At 68.5% G+C, this 23,403-nt stretch carries 23 protein-coding genes; 13 read left to right on the top strand and 10 right to left on the bottom strand.

Annotation, left to right across the window (positions count from 1 at the left end):
• Nucleotides 1–89: 89 nt before the first annotated feature.
• The 3 genes from ACIGJD_RS16010 (at nucleotide 90) to ACIGJD_RS16000 (ending at nucleotide 4,383) form a co-directional block, all read left to right on the top strand.
• The gene (locus ACIGJD_RS16010; protein ID WP_483687025.1) at nucleotides 90–1,616 is read left to right on the top strand and encodes a M20/M25/M40 family metallo-hydrolase; all 1,527 of its coding nucleotides are present in this window, start codon (nucleotides 90–92) and stop codon (nucleotides 1,614–1,616) included.
• Nucleotides 1,597–2,742: a carboxylate-amine ligase gene (locus tag ACIGJD_RS16005; protein WP_483687024.1), complete on the top strand. Its 1,146-nt coding sequence runs from the start codon at nucleotides 1,597–1,599 to the stop codon at nucleotides 2,740–2,742. Before ACIGJD_RS16010 ends, ACIGJD_RS16005 begins: the two co-directional genes overlap by 20 nt.
• A 132-nt stretch (nucleotides 2,743–2,874) precedes the next feature.
• Complete coding sequence (locus tag ACIGJD_RS16000; protein WP_483687023.1) at nucleotides 2,875–4,383, top strand: FAD-binding oxidoreductase; 1,509 nt, start codon at nucleotides 2,875–2,877, stop codon at nucleotides 4,381–4,383.
• Between the two features lie 37 nt (nucleotides 4,384–4,420).
• Here ACIGJD_RS16000 and ACIGJD_RS15995 read toward each other — a convergent pair whose 3' ends face one another.
• Both ACIGJD_RS15995 and ACIGJD_RS15990 read right to left on the bottom strand, forming a co-directional pair.
• A complete protein-coding gene (locus ACIGJD_RS15995) occupies nucleotides 4,421–6,124 on the bottom strand; it encodes an alkaline phosphatase family protein (RefSeq protein WP_483687022.1) in 1,704 nt (567 codons plus the stop codon).
• 1 nt (nucleotide 6,125) lies between these two features.
• Nucleotides 6,126–7,352 carry an alkaline phosphatase family protein gene (locus ACIGJD_RS15990; protein ID WP_483687021.1) on the bottom strand — a complete coding sequence of 409 codons (1,227 nt, stop codon included), beginning with the start codon at nucleotides 7,350–7,352 and terminating at the stop codon, nucleotides 6,126–6,128.
• Between the two features lie 255 nt (nucleotides 7,353–7,607).
• On the opposite strand from ACIGJD_RS15990, the gene ACIGJD_RS15985 reads away from it, so the two are divergent.
• The 10 genes from ACIGJD_RS15985 to ACIGJD_RS15940 all read left to right on the top strand — a co-directional run bounded on the left by ACIGJD_RS15985 (nucleotide 7,608) and on the right by ACIGJD_RS15940 (nucleotide 17,431).
• The gene (locus tag ACIGJD_RS15985; protein ID WP_142132795.1) at nucleotides 7,608–7,964 is read left to right on the top strand and encodes an SPW repeat domain-containing protein; all 357 of its coding nucleotides are present in this window, start codon (nucleotides 7,608–7,610) and stop codon (nucleotides 7,962–7,964) included.
• Nucleotides 7,965–7,979: 15 nt separating this feature from the next.
• Complete coding sequence (locus ACIGJD_RS15980; RefSeq protein ID WP_483687020.1) at nucleotides 7,980–8,327, top strand: CU044_2847 family protein; 348 nt, start codon at nucleotides 7,980–7,982, stop codon at nucleotides 8,325–8,327.
• 5 nt (nucleotides 8,328–8,332) lie between these two features.
• Nucleotides 8,333–9,679: a phosphoribosyltransferase family protein gene (locus ACIGJD_RS15975; RefSeq protein WP_483687019.1), complete on the top strand. Its 1,347-nt coding sequence runs from the start codon at nucleotides 8,333–8,335 to the stop codon at nucleotides 9,677–9,679.
• Nucleotides 9,669–11,000 carry an erythromycin esterase family protein gene (locus ACIGJD_RS15970; RefSeq protein ID WP_483687018.1) on the top strand — a complete coding sequence of 444 codons (1,332 nt, stop codon included), beginning with the start codon at nucleotides 9,669–9,671 and terminating at the stop codon, nucleotides 10,998–11,000. The genes ACIGJD_RS15975 and ACIGJD_RS15970 overlap by 11 nt, the downstream gene beginning before the upstream one ends.
• Before the next feature lie 15 nt (nucleotides 11,001–11,015).
• Nucleotides 11,016–12,851 (top strand): acetate--CoA ligase, encoded by a 1,836-nt coding sequence (gene acsA / locus ACIGJD_RS15965; RefSeq protein ID WP_483687017.1) that lies wholly within the window; start codon nucleotides 11,016–11,018, stop codon nucleotides 12,849–12,851.
• Complete coding sequence (gene pdhA / locus ACIGJD_RS15960) at nucleotides 12,848–13,897, top strand: pyruvate dehydrogenase (acetyl-transferring) E1 component subunit alpha (protein ID WP_483687016.1); 1,050 nt, start codon at nucleotides 12,848–12,850, stop codon at nucleotides 13,895–13,897. The genes acsA and pdhA overlap by 4 nt, the downstream gene beginning before the upstream one ends.
• Nucleotides 13,894–14,886, top strand: coding sequence for an alpha-ketoacid dehydrogenase subunit beta (locus ACIGJD_RS15955; RefSeq protein ID WP_483687015.1), 993 nt, complete (start codon nucleotides 13,894–13,896; stop codon nucleotides 14,884–14,886). The genes pdhA and ACIGJD_RS15955 overlap by 4 nt, the downstream gene beginning before the upstream one ends.
• Complete coding sequence (locus tag ACIGJD_RS15950; protein ID WP_483687014.1) at nucleotides 14,879–16,363, top strand: 2-oxo acid dehydrogenase subunit E2; 1,485 nt, start codon at nucleotides 14,879–14,881, stop codon at nucleotides 16,361–16,363. The genes ACIGJD_RS15955 and ACIGJD_RS15950 overlap by 8 nt, the downstream gene beginning before the upstream one ends.
• A 13-nt stretch (nucleotides 16,364–16,376) precedes the next feature.
• The gene (locus ACIGJD_RS15945; RefSeq protein WP_483687013.1) at nucleotides 16,377–16,619 is read left to right on the top strand and encodes an acyl carrier protein; all 243 of its coding nucleotides are present in this window, start codon (nucleotides 16,377–16,379) and stop codon (nucleotides 16,617–16,619) included.
• An 83-nt stretch (nucleotides 16,620–16,702) separates the two neighbouring features.
• A complete protein-coding gene (locus ACIGJD_RS15940) occupies nucleotides 16,703–17,431 on the top strand; it encodes a GAF and ANTAR domain-containing protein (RefSeq protein ID WP_483687012.1) in 729 nt (242 codons plus the stop codon).
• 8 nt (nucleotides 17,432–17,439) lie between these two features.
• Here the strand turns inward: ACIGJD_RS15940 and ACIGJD_RS15935 are convergent, their stop codons facing one another.
• The 8 genes from ACIGJD_RS15935 to ACIGJD_RS15900 all read right to left on the bottom strand — a co-directional run bounded on the left by ACIGJD_RS15935 (nucleotide 17,440) and on the right by ACIGJD_RS15900 (nucleotide 23,293).
• Nucleotides 17,440–18,717, bottom strand: coding sequence for an MFS transporter (locus ACIGJD_RS15935; RefSeq protein ID WP_483687011.1), 1,278 nt, complete (start codon nucleotides 18,715–18,717; stop codon nucleotides 17,440–17,442).
• A 147-nt stretch (nucleotides 18,718–18,864) separates the two neighbouring features.
• Nucleotides 18,865–20,265 (bottom strand): MBL fold metallo-hydrolase, encoded by a 1,401-nt coding sequence (locus tag ACIGJD_RS15930; protein ID WP_483687010.1) that lies wholly within the window; start codon nucleotides 20,263–20,265, stop codon nucleotides 18,865–18,867.
• Nucleotides 20,266–20,356: 91 nt separating this feature from the next.
• Nucleotides 20,357–20,767, bottom strand: coding sequence for a rhodanese-like domain-containing protein (locus ACIGJD_RS15925; RefSeq protein ID WP_483687009.1), 411 nt, complete (start codon nucleotides 20,765–20,767; stop codon nucleotides 20,357–20,359).
• 4 nt (nucleotides 20,768–20,771) lie between these two features.
• The gene (gene trxA, locus ACIGJD_RS15920) at nucleotides 20,772–21,134 is read right to left on the bottom strand and encodes a thioredoxin (protein WP_483687008.1); all 363 of its coding nucleotides are present in this window, start codon (nucleotides 21,132–21,134) and stop codon (nucleotides 20,772–20,774) included.
• A 78-nt stretch (nucleotides 21,135–21,212) separates the two neighbouring features.
• Nucleotides 21,213–21,509 carry a rhodanese-like domain-containing protein gene (locus ACIGJD_RS15915; RefSeq protein WP_286398729.1) on the bottom strand — a complete coding sequence of 99 codons (297 nt, stop codon included), beginning with the start codon at nucleotides 21,507–21,509 and terminating at the stop codon, nucleotides 21,213–21,215.
• Between the two features lie 47 nt (nucleotides 21,510–21,556).
• Entirely contained in the window at nucleotides 21,557–21,898 is a 342-nt protein-coding gene (locus ACIGJD_RS15910; protein ID WP_286398726.1) for a rhodanese-like domain-containing protein, read from the bottom strand.
• A 22-nt stretch (nucleotides 21,899–21,920) separates the two neighbouring features.
• A complete protein-coding gene (locus tag ACIGJD_RS15905; RefSeq protein ID WP_286398723.1) occupies nucleotides 21,921–22,679 on the bottom strand; it encodes a sulfite exporter TauE/SafE family protein in 759 nt (252 codons plus the stop codon).
• Entirely contained in the window at nucleotides 22,676–23,293 is a 618-nt protein-coding gene (locus ACIGJD_RS15900; protein WP_483687007.1) for a rhodanese-like domain-containing protein, read from the bottom strand. Before ACIGJD_RS15900 ends, ACIGJD_RS15905 begins: the two co-directional genes overlap by 4 nt.
• Nucleotides 23,294–23,403 lie beyond the last annotated feature (110 nt).

Here is a 23,403-nt window from a genome sequence, read left to right as displayed (position 1 = left end):
GCGGGGACCCGGCAGCCGTCCTCCGTCCCCGGACCCCCGGTGAACCCACCGTCCGAGGGCGATCCCACCAACCCGGCACAACCCCGCAAATGACCGGCGGAACGGGCAGGGACATGCAGGACACCCAGCCCACCGGCGGCAGGCACGACGGCGCGCCGGACCTTCGTGCCTTTGTCCGTTCCAGGGAGGCGGAGCTGGAGCGGCGGCTGGCTGAGTGGGTGCGGATCCCGGGCATCCTGGGCGCCCCCGAACACAGCCAGGACCTGCTCCGGTCGGCCAGCTGGCTGGCCGGCGAATTCCGCGAAGTGGGCTTCCCCGTGGTGGAGGTACTGCCCACGGGAGAGTCCCACGCGGTATACGCGGAGTGGTGCCAGGCTCCGGGAGCGCCCACCGTGCTGGTCTACAGCCACCACGACGTCCGGGCCGTCCGGCCGGAGAACTGGGCGCTGACGGCACCGTTCGAACCCGTACTCCGCGAGGGCCGCCTGTACGGCAGGGGCAGCTCGGACGCCAAGGGCCAGATCCTGGCGCATCTCGAAGCTGTCCGCGCCCATCTGGCCGCCGGAGAGACCGGCGCCGGCGGGACCGATACCAGTCCGGACACGGTTGCCGGCCCGGACCCTGCCCCCAAGGCCAACCTGAAGTTCCTGGTTGAAGGCGAAGAGGAAGGCGGCTCGCCCAACCTGGCCAAACTGCTGGAGGACCACGCGGACCGGTTCGCCGCGGACCTGGTCCTCTTCTCCGACACCCTCCTCTGGGACGCCGCGCATCCCGCCGTCTGCGTGAGCCTGCGCGGCATGTTGAGCGCACACCTGGAGGTGTACGGGCCGGAACGGGACGTGCACAGTGGCGCCGTGTCCGGGAACGCGCCCAACCCCGCCTTCGAACTCGGCCGGCTGCTGGGACTCATGCACCACCAGGACGGCAGGGTTGCCGTCCCCGGTTTCTATGACGACGTGGAGCCCCTTCCCGCCGACCTCCGGAACGCCCTCAAAGACCTGCCCTTCAGCGAGGAGGACTGGCTGGCCCGGTCCGAAACCGGTGCCATCACCGGCGAGAAGGGGTACACGGTGCTGGAGCGGCTGTGGCTGCGGCCCGCCGTCGAGGTCACCTCGATCATTGCCGGGGACCCGTTGGGCGTGTCCCGCGCCGCCGTCCCGGCCGTTGCCTCCGCGGACCTCAGCTTCCGCACCGTCCCCGGCCAGCGGGCGGAGAAAATCGCCGGGCAGCTGCAGGAGTGGGTGGCCGCCACCATCGGCGACGCCTACAGCTTCAGCCTGATCCCGGACCTGGAAACGGCCCAGGAGCCCTACCGCACACCGGACCACCCCGCCGTCGCAGCCCTTGAAAAGGCCATGGCAGCGGGTTTCCGCGCCGACCGGACGGGCCGCATGGGCAACGCCGGCGGCGGCCCCGCCGAACTGCTCAGCCGCACCCTGGCCGCGCCCGTGCTGTTCTTTGGCACCGGCCTGGTGGAGGATCACTGGCACGACAGCGACGAGAGCGCCGGCCTTGACGTCCTGATGAACGGGGCCGTCACGCTGGCCTGCTTCTGGGAGGAACTTGCAGCGAAGCAAGGGATAGGGGACGACGACGATGGACACCTACGGCAATGACGGCACCGGCGGCGCGGGGGCAGGCAGGCGGACGTTCGGGATCGAAGAGGAGCTGCTGCTGGTAGACCCAGCCACGGGGGAAGCGGTGCCGCTGGCAGGCGCCCTCCTGGACCTGTACGTGCGTCCGCTGGAGGTTGCGTCAGGGCCCGTCCTGACAGCCGAATTCCAGCAGGAAATGATCGAGGTGGTCACGCCACCGCACGCCACGCTGGGAAGCCTCGAGCAGGACATCATCGCCGGCCGGGCCATCGCCCGCCAGGCCGCCGAGGACGTGGGTGTCAGGGTGGCCGCGCTGGGCACCTCACCGCTGCCCGCCGATCCCCATCCGGTGCAGCTCCGGAGGTTCCGGGCGATGGCCGAAGAGTACGGGCTGACGGCAAGGGAGCAGCTCACGTGCGGATGCCACATCCACGTCTCGGTGGAGTCGCCCGAGGAAGCCGTGGCCGTGCTGGACCGGATGCGCAACTGGTTGCCGGTACTCATCGCGCTCAGCGCCAATTCACCGTTCTGGCATGGGGTGGACAGCGGTTACGCCAGTTACCGCTCGCAGGTGTGGAACCGCTGGCCGTCCGCGGGGCCGCTGGAAATCCTGGGCAGCCCGGACGCCTACCACCAGCTGGTGCATGACATGGTGAGCACCGGCGTGGCCCTTGACGAGGGCATGATCTACTTTGACGCCCGCCTCTCGCGGCACTATCCCACCGTGGAGATCCGCCTGGCCGATGTGTGCCTCCGGCCGGGGAACACCGTCCTTCTCGCCGGCCTGGCCAGGGCGCTGGTGGAAACCGCCGCATGGGAATGGCGGGAGGGGATCGAGCCCGTGGCCGTCCCGTCTGCGCTGCTCCGGCTGGCGGCCTGGAAAGCCAGCCGCTGGGGCCTCCGGGGTGAGCTGCTCGATCCGCACACGCACCGCCCGGCGCCCGCACTCGGCGTCGTGAACTCCCTGCTGCACCACATTCGTGGGGCGCTGGAGGACATGGGGGACCTGCACCGGGTGGAGGACCTGGTGGACCGGCTGCTCGCCGAAGGCACCGGCGCGGTCCGCCAGAAAGAGGTGCTGCACCGCACCGGGGACCTGGAACGCGTGGTGGAGGACGCCGCCAACTGCACGGTTTCCAGGTCCTAGCTGCACTAACGGGGCGCCCTTGACCCCCTACAGTCCCGGGCGTATACCGAAAGAATCATCATGCTGGCCCCCGCTGGGCCCTGTATGGAGCCGGCTGCCCCTGGTCTTCAACACAAAATAAATGGAGTTGTGATGGGTAGCGATCGTTTCGACGTGCTCCGCGAACAGGTCCGCGGGCAGGTTATCGAAGAGGACGACGCAGAGTACGAGGCCGCGCGCCTTGTGTTCAACGGGATGATTGACCGACGTCCCGCAGCAGTCCTGCGGGTATCCCAGGTGGCGGACGTTCTGGCGGCCGTCCGGTTCGCCCGGGGCCTGGACATTGAGGTTGCCTTGCGCGGCGGCGGGCACAGTGCACCAGGATTCGGAACGGTCGACGGCGGCCTGGTCCTTGACTTCTCGGCCCGCCGGGGAGTGCGCGTCGACCCGGTGGCAAGGTTGGCCCGGGTGGAGCCTGGTGCGACGTGGGCGGACTACAACCACGCCACGCACGCATTCGGGCTGGCCAGCACGGGCGGCATCATTGGCACCACCGGGGTGGCCGGCCTCACCCTCGGAGGCGGGATTGGATACCTTTCCCGTAAGTACGGGCTGGCGTGCGACAACCTCGTTTCTGCCGATGTAGTCCTTGCCGACGGAACCTTTGTTACTGCCAGCGAAGCCGAGAACGTCGACCTCTTCTGGGCGCTCCGCGGCGGAAGCGGCAACTTCGGTGTGGTCACGTCCATGGAGTTCCGGCTGCACCCGGTGGACATGGTCCATATCGGTCTCATCTTCTTCGATGCTGCGATGGGAGCCGAAGTTGGGGCGGTCTACCGCGAATGGATCGCTGCCGAACCCGAAGAAATGGGCGCCTTCCTGGGATTCCATCTAGGTCCTCCGGTTCCCTTCCTCCCCGAGGAATGGCACGGGAAGCCCGTCGCCGTGATCGCGGGCATGTGGACGGGCGATCTTGACGCGGGACCCGCGCACTGGCAAGCCATGCTGGACGCCGGACCCGCACTGGGAAGTTTCTTCGCATCGATGCCGTACCCCGCGCTCAACATCATGTTCGACGGGCTCAGCGGTATCCCTGGGCTGCAGGGTTACTGGAAGGCCGACTTCCTTCGGAGCCTCAGCGACGACGCACTCCGGACCGCCGTTCAATTCGCTCCAGGCATTCCCAGCGTCCACTCGGCCAACCATTACTATCCGATTGACGGGGCAGTCCAGCGGGTGGCACCCGAAGCAACCGCCTTTGCCTACCGTGATGTCAACTTTGCACCTGTCATCGCCGGCCAGTGGCCCGAGCCGTCCGAGAACGACAAGAACATCGCCTGGGTACGGGAGTACTGGGCCGCGCTCCACGAGTATTCGGAGCCCGGCGGATACCTAAACTTCCAGGACGCGGACGACCAGTCCAGGATTGAGGACACCCTCGGGTCAAACTATGCGCGGCTGGCCGAACTCAAGGCCAAGTACGACCCCGACAACTTCTTCCATATCAACCAGAACATCAAGCCTGCCCTGGCCGGGGCCGCCACGGCTGCCGTTCAGGCGCAGCCGCCGTCCGTGCTGCAGGCTGAAGCAGTGCCGGAGGAAGCACGGCAGGCGGACGACGCCCCGCCCAAAGCAAGTCCGGCCGAGGGGGCGGCGCCGTAAGGCCTGCAAGGCGCAACCTCCCAGAGCGGAGAAGCCGTCAGTACGTGGTTGCGTTGGGCAGGATCAGGGGCGGCAGCGGTGACTGATTGAAGTCGAAGGCCTTGGCCAAATCGCCCAGCTGCGGGTTGTTCTCCCGCACATCGGGCCTGGCGTCCGGACGTCCGTCCGTGGCGGGGTCGATGCGCTCGCCGCCCAGGAAGTCGTCCTCGATGAACTTGAAGTAGGCGTCGTGGCTGAGCACCTGGTGGTCGATGAACCCCTTCTTCGCATAGGGGCTGATCACCAGGCCGGGGACGCGCAGCCCGTAGCCGTTGTTGTCCACCACCGGCGGCTGGACGTGGTCGTAGAACCCGCCCCAGTCGTCCCAGCTGAGGAAGATGGCGGTGCTGTCCCAGTCCGGGCCGCTCATCACCGCATTGATCAGCCCGGCCACGTAGGCCTGCCCGGTGCTGATCTTGGCCGGGGCGTGCTCGCTGACCTTGTCCGTCGGCGCCACCCACGTGACGGCGGGCAGCGTGCCCTTCCTGGCGGCGTCGTAGAAACCGCTCAGCGGCTTGATGTTGCCCTGCTCGCCGTCCTCTTTCACAGTGTCGAAGTACAGCAGCGGGTTCCACAGGCCGGGGGTTTTCGCGTCCTGCTTCACCGGGTCGCAGGTGGCGGCGTCGTTGCGGCAGTCCGGTTCGGTGCCTTGGAACACGTAATAGGCCCAGGGCACCTGGTGCTTGTGCAGCAGGAAGGTCAGGTCCGTCCAGGCGTAGTCCGGCAGTTCCAGCTTCTTGGCCGCGTCGGTGAGCTTCTTCTTCAGGCCATCGGACACGGGTGCCGCATCCACCGCCGCCTGGCAGACGGCGTAGGAATCGGTGGGCTTGCAGCTGGTGCCGATGATCTGGTCGATCTGGGCGGCGAGGGCCGGATCAATGCCGGCGGCTTCCAGCGCCTCACGGCACGGGTCCAGGTCCATCCCGGCCTGGCACTTGCCGATCAGGGTGTCCTTGATGATCTGCGGCTCGGGTTCGGGGTCCGGGTCCTGCAGCGCATCCACGCACGACGACGGGTCCCCGGCCTTGCTGCATTTGGCGGACCATTCGGAGACCAGGTACAGGTGCGCCGGCAGGCTCCAGGAGGCGGCGGAGGCGAACAGGTGGTCCTGGAGCGTGAAGTTCTGCGCGTAGGCCCAGTAGTTGGGCAGGTCCCGCCCGTCGTGGTAGCCCATGACGTCGGTGGGCATGGTGTTGCTGTACTGGCATTTGGTGCTGGTGGCGCCGCAGCCGGACAGGCCCTTCTCCGCCTGGGCCACGAACCCGTCCATGGCCCCGCCGTTGATGTCGGCGGTGGCGTCGGCGTGGCTGTGCGGGCCGCCGGCGTTGCTGTCCGCCGAGTTGTAGAAGGGCCTGGCGCAGCCGCCGTCCGCGGGGTCCGGGACGCACACGGTGGGTTTGCCATCCTTCATGGGGATCCCGTCGGCCCCGGGATAGGTGCCGAAGTAGCTGTCGAAAGACCTGTTTTCCTGGGTGATGATCACCACGTGCTTGATCTTGGAAATCCCTGCGGGGGCGCCGGCGGCTGGAGCGCCAACAGGTGCCTGGTCCGTCGGCGGTGCAGCGGGCGCGTTTGCGGCCGGCGCCTGTGCTGGCGGGCCGCCGCGGAACGCGGTGGGAAGGACGACGGCGAGGATCACCAAAGCCAGCACGGCGGCACCTGCCAGCAGGGCCCGGCGTCGTCCGTTCTGCAGAAGCCGCACCTCAGGACTCCTTCCGGTAGACGTCGTCGCCGAAGGTCCTGACGCCGGGGTCGCCTGCCAGGCCCAGGCGGGGGAGGTGGAAGAAGTCCTCGATGCTGGCCAGCAGGCTGTAGTGGTTGTAGGCCCGGTCCGATGAGGTCCCCGCCTTGGTGAACGGGGACAGGACCAGCGCGCCCACCTTGCCGCCCGCCGTGCCGCCGGCCGGAACGGCGCTGGCCGGTTCGGACGGCCCGGTCGAGTCGCCCTCCGCCTCATCGAAGGTGATCACCAGCATGCCGTCCTGCTTGTACGCCGGCGACGACAGGATGGCCGGCACCTGCTCCTTGAGCCAGGCGTCCGCCGTCCCCAAGCCGCCCTCGGAGCCGTCGGCGCAGGTGCCGTCATGCCCGTCGTGGCACAGGTTGGGCGTGATGTAGGCAAGGTTCGGCGTGGTGTCCACGGACTTCAGGTCGTCCTTGAGGGCGGAGAAGTTGACCACGTTCCGGGCGCAGTCCGGGGACGAGGTGATGGAACGGAAGTACATGAAGGGGTTGTGGTGCGTGGAGTATTGCTCTTCCGGGGTGGCCTTGATGTGGTTGTCGCCCTCGCCCAGGACCGGATGCTCGCACGGCTGCTGCATGTCCTCCATATAGCCCTTCCAGGTTTTGCCCTGCGCGGCCAGCTGCCCGGCCACGGTCTGGGTGTCCTCCGGGTAGACGCAGCCGTCGCCCTGCAGCGTGCCGTCCGGGTCGGTGCCCGTGGCGTTGAACTCGGTGTAGATGTGGCAGTCCTGCTCGGTGCTGTCGTTGGGACGCTGGCCGGAGATCTGGGCCAGGTAGTTGGGCAGTGAGTTGTGCGCGATGCCGTAGTAGTTCGTCAGCAGCACGCCCTTCTTCCGCAGTGTTCCGGACAGGTACGGCGCGGGGGAATTGTCACCCCAGACGCTGTCGTACCCCTTGTTTTCCAGGTTGATCACGAAGATGTGCTGGGGTGTGCCGGCGGGCTTTGCCGCCTCCGCAGGCTTTGAAGCGGAGCTTGGGGCCGGCGTGGGAGTGGCCGATGCACTTGGGGAAGCTGCGGCGGTGCCGGAGGGGGAGTCAGTGCCGGACGGGGTGGCTGTTTGCGGAGCCGGCGCGGGCGTGGACGCCTGGCAGGCCACCAGCGCGGACAGGAGCAGTGCCAGCAGGGGCAGCAGGGTGGGGAAACGATGCCGCGCGGCAGCGGAGGAACGGACTGATCTTCGGTTCACGGGCGGCCTCCGCGGTCTGTTATTCACTTGCGCCCCAGCGTTGCGGCCACTCTTGCACACCGGAACCGCGTTTTGCAGGGGCAATTGCTGTGAGTTGCCAGTGAATCGGGGCTGCTGCGGGTTGGCCCTGCGCCCGTAGGTCTTTCTGCCCTACACCCGGAACAGCGGCAGGCGTTGACTTAAATCGCGGGAAACAAAGGCCCGCGGGGCGGAAGCGCACAGGGCGCCGGCGCCCCACACAGAAAGGAAAAGTCAGTGAAGAAGTGGTATCGGTGGCAGGACTACGTAACGGTTGCCGCCGGACTCTTTACCGCGGTGGCGGTCCTGTTCACGCGGCAGCAAAGCATGTCCACCACCCTCATGCTCGTCTTCGGCGGGCTCCTGGTGGTCAGCGGCATCATCAACCTGGCCATGCCGGGAACTCCGGCCATGGAATACGTGCAGGCCATCCTCGCAGCAGGACTGGTCCTCTCGCCATGGCTCGGAACGTACACGGGAGCGACGGGGGCTGCCTGGACGTCATGGATCGCAGGGGCAGTGGCACTGGTGGTAACAGCGGTGGCCATTAAGCCCAGCACCGACGTCCGCCGGACCTACCGCGTCTCGCATTAGTAGAAGGAATCCGCCATGACTGAGGTGTTGCGGTACGAGGTGGGATCCGGGACCGTGCTCGTTGAAGCGGCCGACGACAGCTACGGCGTGGACCGGCCGGCACGGAACGAGCAGGGAATCCTGGATACGGGCAGGCGCCTGGAAGATGCACTCGCCAGCGTCCGTCCGGCCGCCCGCGCAGCACTGGAGGCCATGGCGGAACTAACCCCGGAGAAGATCGAAATCGAATTCGGCGTGAAACTTGCGGGGGACGCGGGGGCGGTGATTGCCAAGAGCAGTTCCGACGCCCACTTTGTCCTCCGCATGTCCTGGGCCCCTGCCGCGGCAGCGGCGCCCGGGGAAGAAATCATGCATGGCGGGTGACAGTAATGGTTGCGTTTCATGACAGGCCCGACGCCGGGCGGCGGCTGGGCAAACGGCTCGCCGGCCTGCGCGAACGGGACGTGGTGGTGCTGGGCCTGCCCCGCGGCGGTGTGCCGGTGGCGTTCGAGGTGGCCAAGGCCCTAGAGGCGCCGCTGGATGTCATCGTGGTGCGGAAACTGGGTGTTCCGTTCCAGCCCGAAGTGGCAATGGGGGCCATCGGAGAGGGCGGGGTCCGCGTCCTGGACCCGCGCACCATTTCCATGGCACGGGTTTCCCAGGAGGACCTGCAGCAGGTGGAACGGCAGGAACGCGCACTGCTGGAAAGCAGGGTGGCCCGGTTCCGGCAGGGACGCCCGCGCCTCAACCTCGCGGGCCGCACGGTGATCATCGTGGATGACGGCATCGCCACCGGGTCCACCGCCAGGGCCGCCTGCCAGGTGGCCCGGCACCTCGGCGCAGCGAAAGTGATCCTCGCCGTTCCGGTGGCCCCCGCCCGCGCCATCGTTGAGCTGAAGGAACCGGACGACGTCGTCTGCCTGCTCTCGCCCCAGGACTTCCAGGCCGTGGGCTACTACTACCACGATTTTTCGCCCACGGAGGATGGCGAGGTGGTGCAGCTGCTGGACGCGGCCGCCTCCCCGGCCCGCCGCCGTACCGAGGAAGGCGGGGACGGCAGCCTGGAACAGGATGTGGAGATCCCGGCAGGAAGGGTGGTGCTGCGCGGCAGCCTCTACCTTCCGGCCAGGTGTGACGGGACCGTCCTCTTTGCCCACGGCAGCGGCAGCAGCCGGCACAGCCCCCGCAACCGCTTCGTCGCCTCCGTGCTGCACGGGGCGGGCCTGGGCACCCTGCTGCTTGACCTGCTGACCCCGGAGGAGGAGGTCAACCGGGCCAATGTGTTCGACATCGGCCTGCTGGCGCACCGCCTTTCCTCCGCCACCCATTGGCTGGAAGCGAGGCATGACGGCTCCGCCGGGCGCATCGGCTACTTCGGTGCCAGCACCGGCGCGGGCGCCGCGCTGTGGGCTGCCGCAGAGCCTGGGGCCCAGGTTGAAGCCGTGGTCTCCCGCGGCGGCCGGCCGGACCTGGCCGGTCCGCGGCTGGCCGCAGTGAAGGCACCCACGCTCCTGATCGTTGGCGGTGCGGACACCCAGGTACTGGCCCTCAACCGCCAGGCCATGGCGCAAATGCAGGCACCCACCCGGCTGGAAATCGTCCCGGGCGCCACACACTTGTTTGAAGAGCCCGGTACCCTGGCCATGGCCGCCACCCTTGCCGCGGACTGGTTCCGGCAGTACCTCCTGCCCGCGCCGGTGGGGCGGTCCATGCCGGAGGCCAGGAATGAACGCTGACGGCCGCTGGGCGGAGCGGGGGGCCGAACGGGAGGCTGAAGCCGGCCAGATCCGCAGCCTCGCCCGCCCCCTGGCCACGGCAGACGACCTTGAACCCCTGGTCCGCCTCGCTGCCCCTGCCAGGTTCGTGTGCGTGGGCGAGGCATCGCACGGCACCCAGGAGTATTACCACTGGCGGGCGCTGCTGAGCCGGCGGCTGATCGAGGAGTACGGCTTCACGTGGATCGGCGTGGAAGGGGACTGGCCGGATTGCTGGCGGATCAACCGCTGGGTTCGGGGCGAGGCCGGCCAGGACATGGATGCCCGCCGGCTGCTGTCCGGCTTTGAACGCTGGCCCACGTGGATGTGGGCCAACCAGGAGGTGGCCGGGTTCCTTACCTGGCTGCGCGACTGGAACCTGGACCTCCCCGCACACCAGCGCACGGGCTTTTACGGCCTGGATGTCTACTCCCTGTGGGATTCGCTGCGGGAAATCTTCACCTGGCTGGAGGCCAACGCCGAGGACGCCCTCCCGGCGGCACTGCAGGCCTGGCACTGCTTCATCCCGTACCGCGAGGACCCCCAGCGGTATGCCTTGAGCAGCCGGCTGGTCCCGCGGTCATGCGAGGCGGACGTGGTGGCGCTGCTGGCGGAGGTCCGGCGGCGGACGCTGGGCCGGATGCAGGACGATCCCGCTGCCTTCGACGCCATCCAGAACGCCATCGTTGCCACCAACGCCGAGCGCTACTACCGGACCATGGTGCGCGGCGACCAGCAGTCCTGGAACATCCGGGACCACCACATGAGCGACACCATCGACCGGGTTGCGCGCCACCACGGACCGGCATCGAAGGGGCTGGTGTGGGCGCACAACACGCACGTGGGTGATGCCCGGGCCACGGACATGGCCCATGACGGCATGGTCAACATCGGGCAGCTGGTCCGCCAGCGGCACCCCGGGGAAGTGGTGCTGGCCGGGTTTGCGTCCTACGCCGGCTCCGTCACCGCTGCGGAGTCCTGGGGCTCGCCGGAGTGGGTGATGGATGTGCCGGCCGCCGTGCACGGGAGCCATGAGGACCTGCTGAACGAGGCGCTGGGGGAGCCGTCCGTCCTGGTGCTCGGCGCCGACAGGACCGGGCCCTGGCTCACGTCCTGGCGCGGCCATCGGGCCATCGGAGTGGTGTACAACCCGCACCGGGAACGGGGCAACTACGTGCCCACGCGGATGGGGGAACGCTACGACGCACTGTTCTGGCACCCGCGGACAGAGGCGCTCAGGCCGCTGCACCACGAGTACCAGCCCGGCGAACCTGAACTCGAAACCGAGCCCACCGGGTTCTAGCCATGAAGGAGCAGCATGACCACCGGAGTTGAAGGTTCCACCCGCTGGCCCGCCATTACCAAGGACGTGGCTGCCTTCCCGGTGCAGCCCAACATGCCGGATTACGACGCCGCCCGGCGGGACTTCACCTGGGATCGGGCGCGCCAGGCGCTGGCCGGGCTGCCCGGCGGACGGGGGCTGAACATCGCCTACGAGGCCGCTGACCGCCACGTGGCGGAAGGCCGCGGCGGCAGGGAAGCCCTGCGCTTTGTTAAGGCCGACGGCGGCACCCGGTCCTTGAGCTACGGGCAGCTTGCGGAGCTCTCCGGAAGGTTCGCGGCAGTGCTGCAGGGCCTGGGCGTGGGGCGCGGCGAGCGGGTCTTCTCGCTGCTGGGCCGCAGCCCCGACCTGTATGCCGCCGTGCTGGGCACCTTCAAGAACGGCAGCGTCTTCTGCCCGCTCTTTTCCGCCTTTGGCCCGGAGCCCGTGCGGCAGCGGCTGCACTTGGGCGCCGGCAGGGTGCTGGTGACCACCAGGGCGCTGTACCGCAAGAAGGTGGCACCGGTGCGGGACTCCCTTCCCGAACTCCGCCACGTCCTGCTGGTGGATGCGGACGGCCGGATGGAACCGGGAACCCTGGACCTGGCCGCACTCCTGGCCCAGGTCGACCCCATCGAGGAGGTCGCGGACACGCAGCCCGGGGACATGGCCCTGCTGCACTTCACCAGTGGCACCACGGGCACGCCGAAGGGTGCCGTCCACGTCCACGACGCCGTCGCCGCCCATTACGCCACCGGCCGCTTCGCGCTGGACCTGCATCCGGACGACATCTACTGGTGCACCGCGGATCCCGGCTGGGTGACCGGCATGTCCTACGGCATCATCGCGCCGCTGGTGCACGGGGTCACCGCCATCGTGGATGAGGAGGAACTGGACGCCGACCGCTGGTACCGGATCCTTGCGGAGCAGCATGTCACCGTCTGGTACACCGCGCCCACCGCCCTGCGGATGCTCATGAAGGCCGGCGGCGAACGGGCGGCCGGTCATGACCTCTCCGCGCTGCGCTTCATCGCCAGCGTGGGGGAGCCGCTGAACCCGGAGGCGGTGGTGTGGGGCCAGGATGTGTTGGGCCTGCCGGTGCACGACAACTGGTGGCAGACCGAGACCGGCGGGATCATGATTGCCAACTATCCCGCCATGGATATCCGCCCCGGTTCCATGGGCAGGCCGCTGCCCGGCATCGAGGCTGCCCTGGTGGCCCGCGACGCCGACGGCAAAGCCATCATCAAGGACGGCCAGGCCGTCCTGGTCGAAGAGCCGGACACCATGGGGGAGCTGGCCCTGCGCCCCGGCTGGCCCTCGATGTTCCGTGGCTACCTCAACGAGGAGGAGCGGTACCGGCGCTGCTTCGCCGGCGGCTGGTACCTCACCGGGGACCTGGCAAAGCGCGACGGCGACGGCTACTTCTGGTTCGTTGGCCGCGGTGACGACGTGATCAAGTCCTCCGGCCACCTGATCGGCCCCTTCGAAGTGGAGAGCTGCCTCATGGAACACCCGGCCGTGGCTGAAGCGGGCGTGATCGGCGTGCCGGACCCGGTGGCCGGGGAAGTGGTGAAGGCCTTCGTGGAACTGAGGCCCGGCCACGAGCCCAGCGAGGAGCTGCAGCTGGACATCATCGGCTTCGCACGCAAACGCCTGGGCGCCGCGGTCGCGCCAAGGCTCCTGGACTTCACCGCCACCCTGCCCAAGACCCGCAGCGGCAAGATCCTGCGCCGGCTCCTCAAAGCCCGGGAACTGGGGCTGCCCGAAGGCGACACCTCCACGCTGGAATCCCCGGCGGGACCGGCAGCGATACTGAAGGACCAGCCGTGACGACCCTCAGGAACCAGGGCGTCCCGGATGCGGGGCACGCGATGCACCTCCTGCGGCAGATGCTGCGGGTGCGCCGGCTCGAGGAGAAATGCATCGAACTGTACAGCGCGGCCAAGATCCGCGGGTTCCTGCACGTCTACATCGGCGAGGAAGCCGTGGCGGCCGGGGTGATGGAGGCCCTGGCGCCGGAGGACGCCGTGGTGGCCACGTACCGCGAACACGGGCATGCCCTGCTGCGCGGTGTCTCCGCCGGCGCTATCCTCGCCGAAATGTACGGCCACGCCGAGGGCTGCTGCCGGGGCCGCGGCGGTTCCATGCACCTCTTCGACGCCGCCACCCGCTTCTACGGCGGCAACGCGATTGTGGCAGGCGGGCTGCCGCTCGCCGTCGGCCTGGCGCTCGCAGACCGGATGGCCGGGCGCCAGCAGGTGACCGTCTGCTTCTTCGGCGAGGGCGCCGTTGCTGAAGGGGAGTTCCACGAAAGCATGAACCTGGCCGCGCTGTGGCAGTTGCCGGTGCTGTTCTGCTGCGAAAACAATCTCTACGCCATGGGAACCGCACTGGGCCGCTCCGAATCGCAGACCGACATCGCGCTCAAGGCGGCTGCCTACGAAATACCGGCATGGGCGGTGGACGGCATGGACGTGCTGGCCGTGGAGGAAGCCGCCCGGCGCGCGGTGGACGCGGTTCGGTCCGGCGGCGGCCCGCACTTCCTGGAACTGCGCACCTACCGCTTCCGCGCCCACTCCATGTTCGACCCCGAGCTGTACCGGGAGAAGTCCGAGGTGGCGCAGTGGATGGAACGGGACCCCATCAGCCTGCTGCAGGGCACCATGCAGGCCGCCGGGCAGCTGCCGGACGATGAGTGGGCCGGGCTGCAGGCGGACGTGGACGCGGAGATCAGCACCGCCGTCGGATTCGCCGAAAACGGGACGCCGGAACCGGTGTCCGAACTCGCCCGGTTCGTGTACAGCGACCGGTTGGAAGAAGACAGCAGTGGGACGGACATCAGCAAGGAGCCAGGGAAAGGCGGGGCGGCAGGATGAAAACCACGTACCGGGAAGCCATGCGCGCGGCCCTCCGCGACGCCATGCAGCGCGACGAGCGCGTGTTCCTGATGGGCGAGGATGTGGGCCGGTACGGCGGCAGCTTCGCCGTCAGCCTGGGCCTGCTGGAGGAATTCGGGCCGGAACGGATCCGCGATACCCCGCTCTCCGAGTCCGGGTTTGTGGGCGCAGGCATCGGCGCGGCGCTGGGCGGGATGCGGCCCGTCGTCGAAATCATGACCGTCAACTTCAGCCTGCTGGCGCTGGACCAGATCATCAACAACGCCGCCACCCTGCTGCACATGTCCGGCGGCCAGTTCAACGTGCCCATCGTCATCCGGATGACCACCGGCGCCGGCCGGCAGCTGGGCGCCCAGCACTCGCACAGCCTGGAGGGCTGGTACGCGCACATCCCCGGCCTCCGGATCCTGGCCCCGGCCACCCTGGCCGATGCGCGCGGCATGCTGTGGACCGCGCTGCAGGACCCGGACCCGGTGCTGATTTTCGAGCACGGCTCGCTGTACAACGTGGCCGGTGAGCTGGACGAGGACGCCGGGGCCGTGGGCATCGACAAGGCGGCGCTCCTGCGGCAGGCGGACGGAAGCGCCGACACGGTCACGCTCATCACGTACGGTGGCACGCTGCCCATGGTGCTGGAGGCCGCGGACCAGCTGTCCGGTGAGGGTATCGGGTCTGACGTGGTGGACCTGCGCACGCTCCGCCCGCTGGATACGCACACCCTCCTGAACAGCGTGGCCAGGACGCACCGGGCCGTGGTGGTGGACGAGGGCTGGCGCAGCGGCAGCATCTCCGCGGAGATCGCCGCCAGGATCAGTGAGCAGGCGTTCTTCGACCTGGACGCCCCGGTGGAGCGGGTGTGCAGCGAGGAGGTGCCCGTCCCGTACGCCAAACACCTGGAACAGGCGGCCCTGCCGTCCGTGCCGCGCGTCATAGCGGCCGCGCGGAGGGCTGTGGGCGCCGGTGGCTGAGTTCCGGATGCCGTCCCTGGGCGCGGACATGGAGCACGGCAAAGTGGTGGAGTGGCTGGTCAAACCGGGCGACTACGTGCACAAGGGCGACCTGGTGGCGGCCGTGGACACCGACAAGACCGTGATGGACATCGAGTCGTTCCAGGAAGGCGTGGTGGCCGAATTCCTGGTGGACATCGGTGACACCGTTGAGGTGGGCACCCCCATCGCCCGGATCACCGCCACCCCCGCCGAACTCCCGCAACCCCCGCTCACTTCCGGCCCCCTTTCCCCCGACGCCCGCTCACCTTTGGCAGCCCAGGAGCCCACGCCCGCTCACCCCGGTGCCGGGGCCGGGCACGAGGAGCAGGTTGTCAAAGCTTCCCCGCCGGTCCGGCACCTTGCGCACACGCTGGGGGTCGACGTCGGACGCATCACCGGGAGCGGGCCCGGCGGTGAGGTGGTGCGGGCCGACGTCGAACGCGCCGCGGGTGCGTCCGTCACCCCCGCGGCGCCGCAGGAAGCCCCCTCACCTGAAGCGCCGGAAGCCCCGGCACCCGCCGAAGCCAGGCGGGTCCGGTCGTCGCCGCTGGCGCGGCGGCTGGCGGCCGAACTGGGTGTGGACCTGCAGGACGTCAACGGAACAGGCCCGGGTGGCGCGGTGACGGAGGACGATGTCCTTTCCGCCGTCCCGCCCAGGGGACGGCCACCCCGGAAACAGGTGGCGGAAAAGCCGGCGGAAGCACCGCCGTCGGAAGCCCAAACAGCCGAACCGCCGCCCGAAGCCACGGAAGAGGCGCCACGGCGGAAACGCCCGACGGCGGCCGGCGGCAAGGCGGAGAGCCTGCGGCAGGCGGTGGGCGCGCTGATGTCCCGGTCCAAGAAGGAGATCCCGCACTACTACCTGTCCACCACGCTGAACCTGGCGGCGGCGATGGCCTGGATGCAGGCGGCAAACCAGCAGCGGCCGGTATCGTCGCGGCTGGTGCCGTCCGCCCTGCTGTTGAAGGCCACCGCGCTCGCGGCCAAGGAAGTGCCGGACATGAACGGCTTCTTCACCAAGGGCGCCTTCCACCCCAGCGAGGCCGTGCATCTGGGCGTCGCCGTGGCGCTGCGGCACGGCGGACTGGTGGCCCCGGCCCTGCACGACGCCGACACGCTCAGCCTGGACGAACTTATGGACCAGCTGCGCGACCTGGTGGGCCGGGCCCGGGCGGGCCGGCTGCAGCGCGCGGAAATGGCCGACCCCACCATCACCGTGACCAACCTGGGGGATCTCGGCGTCGAAAGCGTGTACGGGGTGATCTACCCGCCGCAGGTGGCCATGGTGGGATTCGGCAAGGTCCTGGAGCAGCCGTGGGCGCACAACGGGATGCTCGGCATTCGGCACGCCGCCATCGCCACCCTGTCTGCGGACCACCGGGTGAGCGACGGGCTGCGCGGCGGCCGGTTCCTAGCCCGCATCGACGAACTGCTGCAGGCGCCGGAAGACCTGTGAGCGAGGAGGAACGGTGAACGAACAGGATGCGCGTCAGGCGGTGGAGGCGGCGATCGGGAAAGTAGCGCCTGACGTCGAACCGGAAGACCTGGAGGGTGGCGCCAGGCTCCGCCAGGACCTGGAACTGGACTCGCTGGACTTCCTCCGCCTGGTGGAGGTGATCGCGGAGGCCACCGGCGTGGACATTCCGGAGGCGGACTACCCGGCCGTGGCCACCGTGGACGGGCTGGTGGCCTACGTCGCTGCGCACGGGTGACGCTGCGGTGGGAACCCGGGTGAAAGACCCTGTGGAGCCCGATGGGGCTGATTCGACGGGCAGGAGTGGCTTAAAATGCCTCCATGGAACGTGACGATGCGAGTAATTTCGAGCAGTTGCACGATCTTGTTGCCGACATGGACGACATCAGGGGACTCCTGGAGGGCATCACCGGTATCGCTGCGGCCGCAATGACCAGGACCGCCGGCACGCCGATTGAATGTGCCGTCACCCTTTACCGCAGAAGGCGGCCGCCTACGATCGCGGGCAGCGATGATGAGGCAATCCTGCTGGACGGCCATGAGCAGCGCCTGGCGGACGGACCCTGTACTGACGCGCTGCAGAGCGGGGAGCCTTCCCTCCTGGATGCTCCGTCCGATGCACGGTGGCCGGCCTTCCAAAAGGAATTGCAAGCCACGGGCTTTGACAGTGTCCTTGGCGTTCCGCTCGATTTAGGCAGCGAAGCGTCGGCTGCCTTGAACTTCTTTGCCGCGGGTGCCGGAGTGTTTACTCCGGAAGTCTCCAAGGATGCGGGGGAGTTCGCCCAGGTAGCCGCCCGTGCGCTTCGGCTGGGGCTAAGGATTGCCGGGGCGGAATTGAAGGCAGAGGACCTCGAGGCAGCGATGAGCCATCGGACTGCCATCGACATGGCGCGGGGCATCATCATGGCCCAGAGCCGCTGCTCCGGAGACGAAGCCTTCAATTTGCTGCGCGACGTCTCAAGCACCCGGAATGAAAAGCTTTACGACGTGGCCCGCTCCGTCGTTGCCGGCATCGACGGCTCTGCCGCGAGCACTTTCTTCGAGTCCTGAGCCTGCCCCTACCGCAGGGCGTGGTCGTTGCCGCGCATTCGGAGGGCAACCACGACGCCGGACGCTGCGGTAAGGACCGCGACGGCGGCGATGGCTGTGGGGATGCCGTAGAGGTCGGCGAGGACACCGGACAGCAGGGCACCAGCGGCGAAACCGCCGTCGCGCCATAGCCGGTACACACCCACGGAACGGGCCCGCCAGGCCGGGTGGGCCACGTCGCCGATCGCGGCGAGCAGGGTGGGATAGACCAGGGCGGTGCCAAGGCCAAGGACGACGGCGGCGGCCAGCCAGGGCCCAAAGCCGTGCGCTGAGGCAATGATCCCCAGGGCGGCGGCCTGCACCAGCATCCCGGAGGCAATGAACCACTTGCGCCCCCACCGGTCGGACGCGGCGCCGGTGACGAGCTGGGCGGCGCCCCAGGCGGCAGGGTACGCGGCGGCCAGGATGCCGATCTGGCCAAGGCTCAGTCCGGCGCCGGCGAACAGGACAGGGAAGAGACCCCATGCCAGGCCGTCGTTGAGGTTGTTCACCAGGCCTGCCTGGCTTGCTGCGGAAAGTGAGCGGTCCTTGAAGCTGGTGAGAGCGAAGACCTGCCCGGTGGTGAGGCCGGCGTGGGCGCTGTCCTGGCTGCTGACGTGCTGGGAGGCCTCGGTCCTGGCGTGGTGGTGGGTCTCCTTCACGGCCAGGACCGTCAGTCCCAGGCCGAGGGCAATGTACGCGGCGCCCAGCAGGAAGGGGGCGGGGCGCAAGCCGAAGGCGGTGGCCAGGTAGCCGGTGGCCAATGCCGTGACGGCGACGCCAAGGTAGCCCGCCGCCTCATTGAAGCCCATGGCCAGGCCGCGCTGCTTTGGTCCCACCAGGTCCATCTTCATGATTACTGCCGTGGACCAGGTAAGGCCCTGGCTGATCCCGAGCAGCACATTGGCTGCTACGATCCAGCCCCACGACGGACCGAAGATGAGCATGAGCGGCACCGGTACCGCTGCCAGCCAGCCGGCCACGAGGACCGGCTTGCGGCCGTACCTGTCGGAGAGTGTGCCGGCAAAGTAGTTCATCGCGGCCTTGGACAGGCCGAAGGCCAGGATGTACGTCAGCGCGCCAGTGTAGAGGTCGAGGTGGAATTCCTGCGAGGCCAGCAGGGGCAGGACCGTGCGTTCCTGGCCCAGGGTGCCGCCCACCAGAGCATTGACGGTGACCAGCAGCATGAACTGTGCCAGGTTTTGCCGCAGGCCCAGCACCGCGCCGGGTGAACCGGGGGTGTGGAGGGCATGTGTTCTGCCGGGCATTGCGGGTGCTCCGTTCGGTCGATGGCAAAAAGGTGGCCCGGGCGTGTGGGGGGGCACACCCGGGCCGGGGCCGGATGCGCTGGGGACGCAACCGGACCGGAACCCGGGCAGGAGGGGGGTCCTGCCCGGGTGGTCTTCGGTTGTTGGCTAGACGGCGGGGACGCTGTTCTGCTTTGCGTTCCAGGCGGCGTAGCTGCCGTCGAGTTCGACGACGTCGTACCCGGCGCGGCGCAGGGCGCTGGCGGCTACCGAGTTCCGTACGCCGGACTGGCAGTAGGAGACGATGGTGCCGCCGGCCGGGAGCTCGTCGAGGTGCCACATGACGCGGCCGCCGCTGAGCTGGTAGGAGCCCGGGATGTGGCCGGCCTTGTGCTCGGTCTTGTTGCGGACGTCCAGGACCATGTCGGCGTCGAAACCTTCGAGTTCCTCGGGCTGGATCAGCTTGGGGGTGAAGGTGGGCAGCCCGTCGATGCTGGTCAGGTAGCCTGCCACGTTGTCGATGCCCACGCGGACCAGGTGGTCCCACATGTCCTGCGCCTGCTCCTGGTCCTTGGCCAGGAGCACCAGCGGGTTCTTGTCCGTCTCCGGGTTGACCACCCAGGCACCGTAGCTGGCAACGGACTTCCCGGCCGGGACGTTCAGGGAGCGGACGACGGTGCCTTCGTGCACCTCGCTGTTGGAGCGGGTGTCGATGAAGGTCAGGGTGTCTTCTGCCAGGCCTTCAGCCACGACGGCGGTTTCCAGTTCCTGCAGCGGTGCACGCTCGCCCATGACGTCCGGGCCGACGCGGTTTTCGCGCTTCATGCGGCCGAAGTAGGCGTGCGCGTCGGGCTGGCCGTCGAGGAGTTCGTTGATGAAGCCCTGCTCGTCGTTGGCGGCGAGGTAGGGGCCCCACCAGGCGTAGAGGCGTTCGTAGCCGACGGTTGAGGACGGGATGGCACCCAGGGCCTTGCCGCAGGCGCTGCCGGCGCCGTGGGCGGGGTGCACCTGGACGTAGTCCGGCAGGGTGAGGAACTTGTCGCGCAGGCTGGCGAAGAGCTGCTTGGCGCCCTCGAAGCGGGTGTCGACGCCGCCGGCGGCTTCATCCAGCAGGTCGGGGCGGCCCAGGTCGCCGGAGAAGACAAAGTCCCCGGAGAGCAGGTAGCCGGGCTTGTCGCTGAACGCGCCGTCGGTGACCAGGAAGGACAGATGTTCGGGGGTGTGCCCCGGGGTGTGCACTGCCTTGATGCTGATGTTGCCCAGGGCGATGGTGTCGCCGTCGCAGAGCCGCTCGCCGTCGAACTCGTACTGCCAGTCCGGGCCGCCCTCGCCGGAGACGTAGATCTTGGCGCCGGTGGCGGCGGCCAGTTCGCGGGTGCCGGAGAGGTAGTCGGCGTGGATGTGGGTCTCGGTGACGGCCACGATCTTCATGCCGTTCTTCGCGGCCAGGTCCTGATAGACGGCGATGTCGCGGCGGCCGTCCACCACGATCGCTTCGCCCTTGGCCTGGCAGCCGATCAGGTAGCTGGCCTGGGCGAGGTCTTCGTCGTAAATGCGCTCGATAAGCATGTGGTGCTCTCCTTCGGTTTGAAAGGGGATTGGGGGTTGTTCTGCATCCAGTATAGATACCCCCGGGGGTATCCCGCAAGTGGACTGCGGCCTAGGTGGTTTCCCTGTGGAATGGCCTGCGGAAGCGGTGCAGGATTCCTGCCGCCATACCGGATTTGGGTGCTGGAGGCTGATCTTCGTGGGCTTGCTGGTAGCTGACCGGGTGGCCTGCCCGGTACCACTCGGTGATCCCGCCGGCCACGTTGACCGCGGTGTACCCGCGGTCGGTGAGGAACCGTGCGGCCTGGCTGCTGCGTTTCCCTGACCCGCACATCAGGTGGATCGTGCTGTTTGGCAGGTCGTTGAGCCGGGAGGCCAGCTCGTCCAGGGGAATGTTCAGGCTGTCCGGGACGTGCGCGGTGGCGTGCTCCTCCCGGCTCCGGACGTCCACCAGCGTGGCCCGGGGCCATACCGCGGCGAGTTCGTCCGCCGTGATGCTGCGGAACGTTCGCTGGTCCGGCATGGACTTAGGCGTGCTGGTGTCCGGCTTCGGCCCGGAGCTGGTCCATGTCCACGTTCTTGACGGCCTGGATGACTTCCTCGAGGCCGGTGGCGTTGAGGGCTCCGGGCTGGGAGAAGATGAGGGTCTTGTCCTTGAAGGCCATCAGTGTGGGGATCGAGGTGATGTTCGCCGCGGCGGCCAGTGCCTGTTCGGCCTCGGTGTCCACCTTGGCGAAGGTGATGTCCGGGTGCCGTTCTGCGGCGGCGCCGTAGGTGGGGGCGAACATGCGGCAGGGGCCGCACCAGGCCGCCCAGAAGTCGACGAAGACAATGTTGTTGTCCTCCAGGGTCTGGGCGAAGGATTGCTGGGTGATGTCGATCGTTGCCATGGTCTGTCGGTGTCCTTTCGGGCGAAGTTGGGTGGTTGCCCTGGGTTTGCTGGTGCCCCGCGAGGGGCGGGGCAGGGCTTAGGTGGTGGGGAGTCCGGCGCGGGTCCAGGCGGTCATGCCGCCGGCCATGGTGTCTGCCTTGTAGCCGACGCCGTTGAGGGCATCGGCCACGGCGGCGCTGCGGTTGCCGCTGCGGCAGACGGCGATCACGGGCACGGCCGGGTCGAGCTCGCCCAGGCGGGCCTGCAGCTGGCCCATCGGGATGTGCAGGGCACCGGGGATCATGCCCTCGGCGACTTCAAAGTCCTCGCGGACATCCAGGATGCGCGCCGTGGAGCGGCGCTGGTCGGTCTCGGTGATGGTGATTTCAGCCATGGGGGTTCTCCTTTGAAATGGGTTGCGGCTGGCGGGGTTGGGTTGGATCAGCGGACGGCTTCGCCGGCTTGGCGCCAGGCGGCCATGCCGCCGCGCACCGAGTAGGCGTCATATCCCTTGGCGGCCAGGAGCCTGGCTGCCGAGGCGGAGCGGACGCCGGAGGCGCAGACGGCAATCACCGGGCGGGCCTTCTGGATGCCGGCAGTGCTGGTCTGCAGCCGGTCCAGGGGAACGTGTTTGGCCTGGGGCGCGCGGCCAGTGCGCCACTCCTGGGCGGACCTCACATCGATCAGCGTGGCGCCGGAGCCCAGGAGTTCTTTGGCCTGCGCCACGGAGATCGTTTTGTAGGGCTTGCTGAAGGCCTTCTTGAATGAGTCGAGAAGTCCCATGGTGTTCTCCTGTTGGTAAGGGTCAGGCGGTGACCGTGCCGGCGGTGACCCACGCCGCGACGGCGAAGATGAGTACCGCGAATGAGATCCGGATGTGCTTGTCGTGCAGGCGGCGGGCCAGCCGGGCGGCGAATACGGAACCGAGGATGGCCGGTACCGCGAATGCCAGGGTGGTGGCCCAGTCGATGGTGTAGCCGGCCGCGTGGGCGCTGAACCCGGCGGCCGAGTTGATGACGATGATCGCCAGGGAGGTTCCCACGGCCTGCTTCATTCGCAGGCCCAGGAAGATGGTGAGCGCGGGGGTGATCAGGAAGCCGCCGCCCACGCCGAGCAGTCCGGTCAGGAACCCGACCAGCAGTCCGACGCCTACGGCCTTCGGGGCGCAGGATCGGAAGGCCCGGTTTGGTCCAACGCTGCAGGATCCCTCGGTTTCCCGGGGCTTCTTGAGCATCCGGATGCCCGCGACCACCATGATCACGGCGAATGCGAGCATCAGGATGTTGGGATCCAGCAGCTTGCCCACGGCCGCCCCGGCCCAGGCCGCCGGGATGCCGGCGGCACCCACCAGGGCGATCACGGGCCAGTTCAGGCCCTCCCGGAGGCGGGGGAGCAGGGCCGCCAGCGAGGAGATGCCCACCACCAGCAGCGAGGTGGGGATGGCCTGGGCGGGGCTCATGCCCACGCCGTACACCAGCGCCGGAACGGCGATGATTGACCCGCCGCCGCCCACTACGCCCAGTACGACGCCGACGACGAGCCCCAGTCCCAGGGCCGCGATCATGCCGCAGCGCCCTTTTCAGCCGTCTGCACGGGAAGCTGCAGGATGGCGCTTTCGCGGGTGGGTTCCTTGGCGGCCTTGTTCCACGGCATCGCGGACAGGGCCTTGCCCATGGCGCAGGTGTTGGTCGCGGCCGAGAAGGTCAGCCCGGTGCCGATGGCACCTGCCAGCATGCGGACCTTGGGGGAGACGAACTTGCCGCCGGCCAGGCCAAGCATCACCAGGGAGCCGGCGGCCAGGCGGACCTGCCGTTCCAGGTCCCAGCGGTCCTTGCCCTTGACCACGTCGCCGCCGGCAGCAGCGAAGCCGGGAACCCCGCCGGTGAGGACGTAGGCGGTGTCCAGGCCAACGCTGGCCATGCGCTGGCGGGCCTGCTCGGCGCGGACGCCGGACTGGCAGACCAGGACAACGCGGCTGCCCAGCCGGGCAGCGAGTTCATCGGTGTGCTCGGAGAGCAGGGGCAGCGGAACGTTGTAGGAGCCGCGGATGTGCATGGACTCGAACTCTGCGGCAGAGCGAACGTCGATCACCACGAGGTCCTGGTGCTCCTTGATCCAGGACTGGAGTGCTTCGGGGGCGAGTGCGGTGACGGCGGTGGCTTTGGAAGGGGAAGTCATAAGTGGCCTCTCGGAAGGGGTCGGGTGGATACCCCACCGAGTATTGCAGATACCCCCGGGGGTAGTCAAAAAACCCGCGGGGGTATACAGTTAAGGCCAAGCCCCTTATC

This window comes from Arthrobacter sp. E1SS-5, from assembly GCF_057073715.1.
This window is presented reverse-complemented; position numbering and strand designations above follow the sequence as displayed.

Bases quoted from the DNA above. Each gene is read 5' to 3' on its own strand.
- ACIGJD_RS16010 (WP_483687025.1), top strand. From the start codon at position 90: ATGACCGGCGGAACGGGCAGGGACATGCAGGACACCCAGCCCACCGGC.
- ACIGJD_RS16005 (WP_483687024.1), top strand. From the start codon at position 1,597: ATGGACACCTACGGCAATGACGGCACCGGCGGCGCGGGGGCAGGCAGG.
- ACIGJD_RS16000 (WP_483687023.1), top strand. From the start codon at position 2,875: ATGGGTAGCGATCGTTTCGACGTGCTCCGCGAACAGGTCCGCGGGCAG.
- ACIGJD_RS15980 (WP_483687020.1), top strand. From the start codon at position 7,980: ATGACTGAGGTGTTGCGGTACGAGGTGGGATCCGGGACCGTGCTCGTT.
- ACIGJD_RS15975 (WP_483687019.1), top strand. From the start codon at position 8,333: ATGGTTGCGTTTCATGACAGGCCCGACGCCGGGCGGCGGCTGGGCAAA.
- ACIGJD_RS15970 (WP_483687018.1), top strand. From the start codon at position 9,669: ATGAACGCTGACGGCCGCTGGGCGGAGCGGGGGGCCGAACGGGAGGCT.
- acsA (WP_483687017.1), top strand. From the start codon at position 11,016: ATGACCACCGGAGTTGAAGGTTCCACCCGCTGGCCCGCCATTACCAAG.
- ACIGJD_RS15955 (WP_483687015.1), top strand. From the start codon at position 13,894: ATGAAAACCACGTACCGGGAAGCCATGCGCGCGGCCCTCCGCGACGCC.
- ACIGJD_RS15940 (WP_483687012.1), top strand. From the start codon at position 16,703: ATGGAACGTGACGATGCGAGTAATTTCGAGCAGTTGCACGATCTTGTT.
- ACIGJD_RS15935 (WP_483687011.1), bottom strand. From the start codon at position 18,717: ATGCCCGGCAGAACACATGCCCTCCACACCCCCGGTTCACCCGGCGCG.
- ACIGJD_RS15930 (WP_483687010.1), bottom strand. From the start codon at position 20,265: ATGCTTATCGAGCGCATTTACGACGAAGACCTCGCCCAGGCCAGCTAC.
- ACIGJD_RS15925 (WP_483687009.1), bottom strand. From the start codon at position 20,767: ATGCCGGACCAGCGAACGTTCCGCAGCATCACGGCGGACGAACTCGCC.
- trxA (WP_483687008.1), bottom strand. From the start codon at position 21,134: ATGGCAACGATCGACATCACCCAGCAATCCTTCGCCCAGACCCTGGAG.
- ACIGJD_RS15915 (WP_286398729.1), bottom strand. From the start codon at position 21,509: ATGGCTGAAATCACCATCACCGAGACCGACCAGCGCCGCTCCACGGCG.
- ACIGJD_RS15910 (WP_286398726.1), bottom strand. From the start codon at position 21,898: ATGGGACTTCTCGACTCATTCAAGAAGGCCTTCAGCAAGCCCTACAAA.
- ACIGJD_RS15905 (WP_286398723.1), bottom strand. From the start codon at position 22,679: ATGATCGCGGCCCTGGGACTGGGGCTCGTCGTCGGCGTCGTACTGGGC.
- ACIGJD_RS15900 (WP_483687007.1), bottom strand. From the start codon at position 23,293: ATGACTTCCCCTTCCAAAGCCACCGCCGTCACCGCACTCGCCCCCGAA.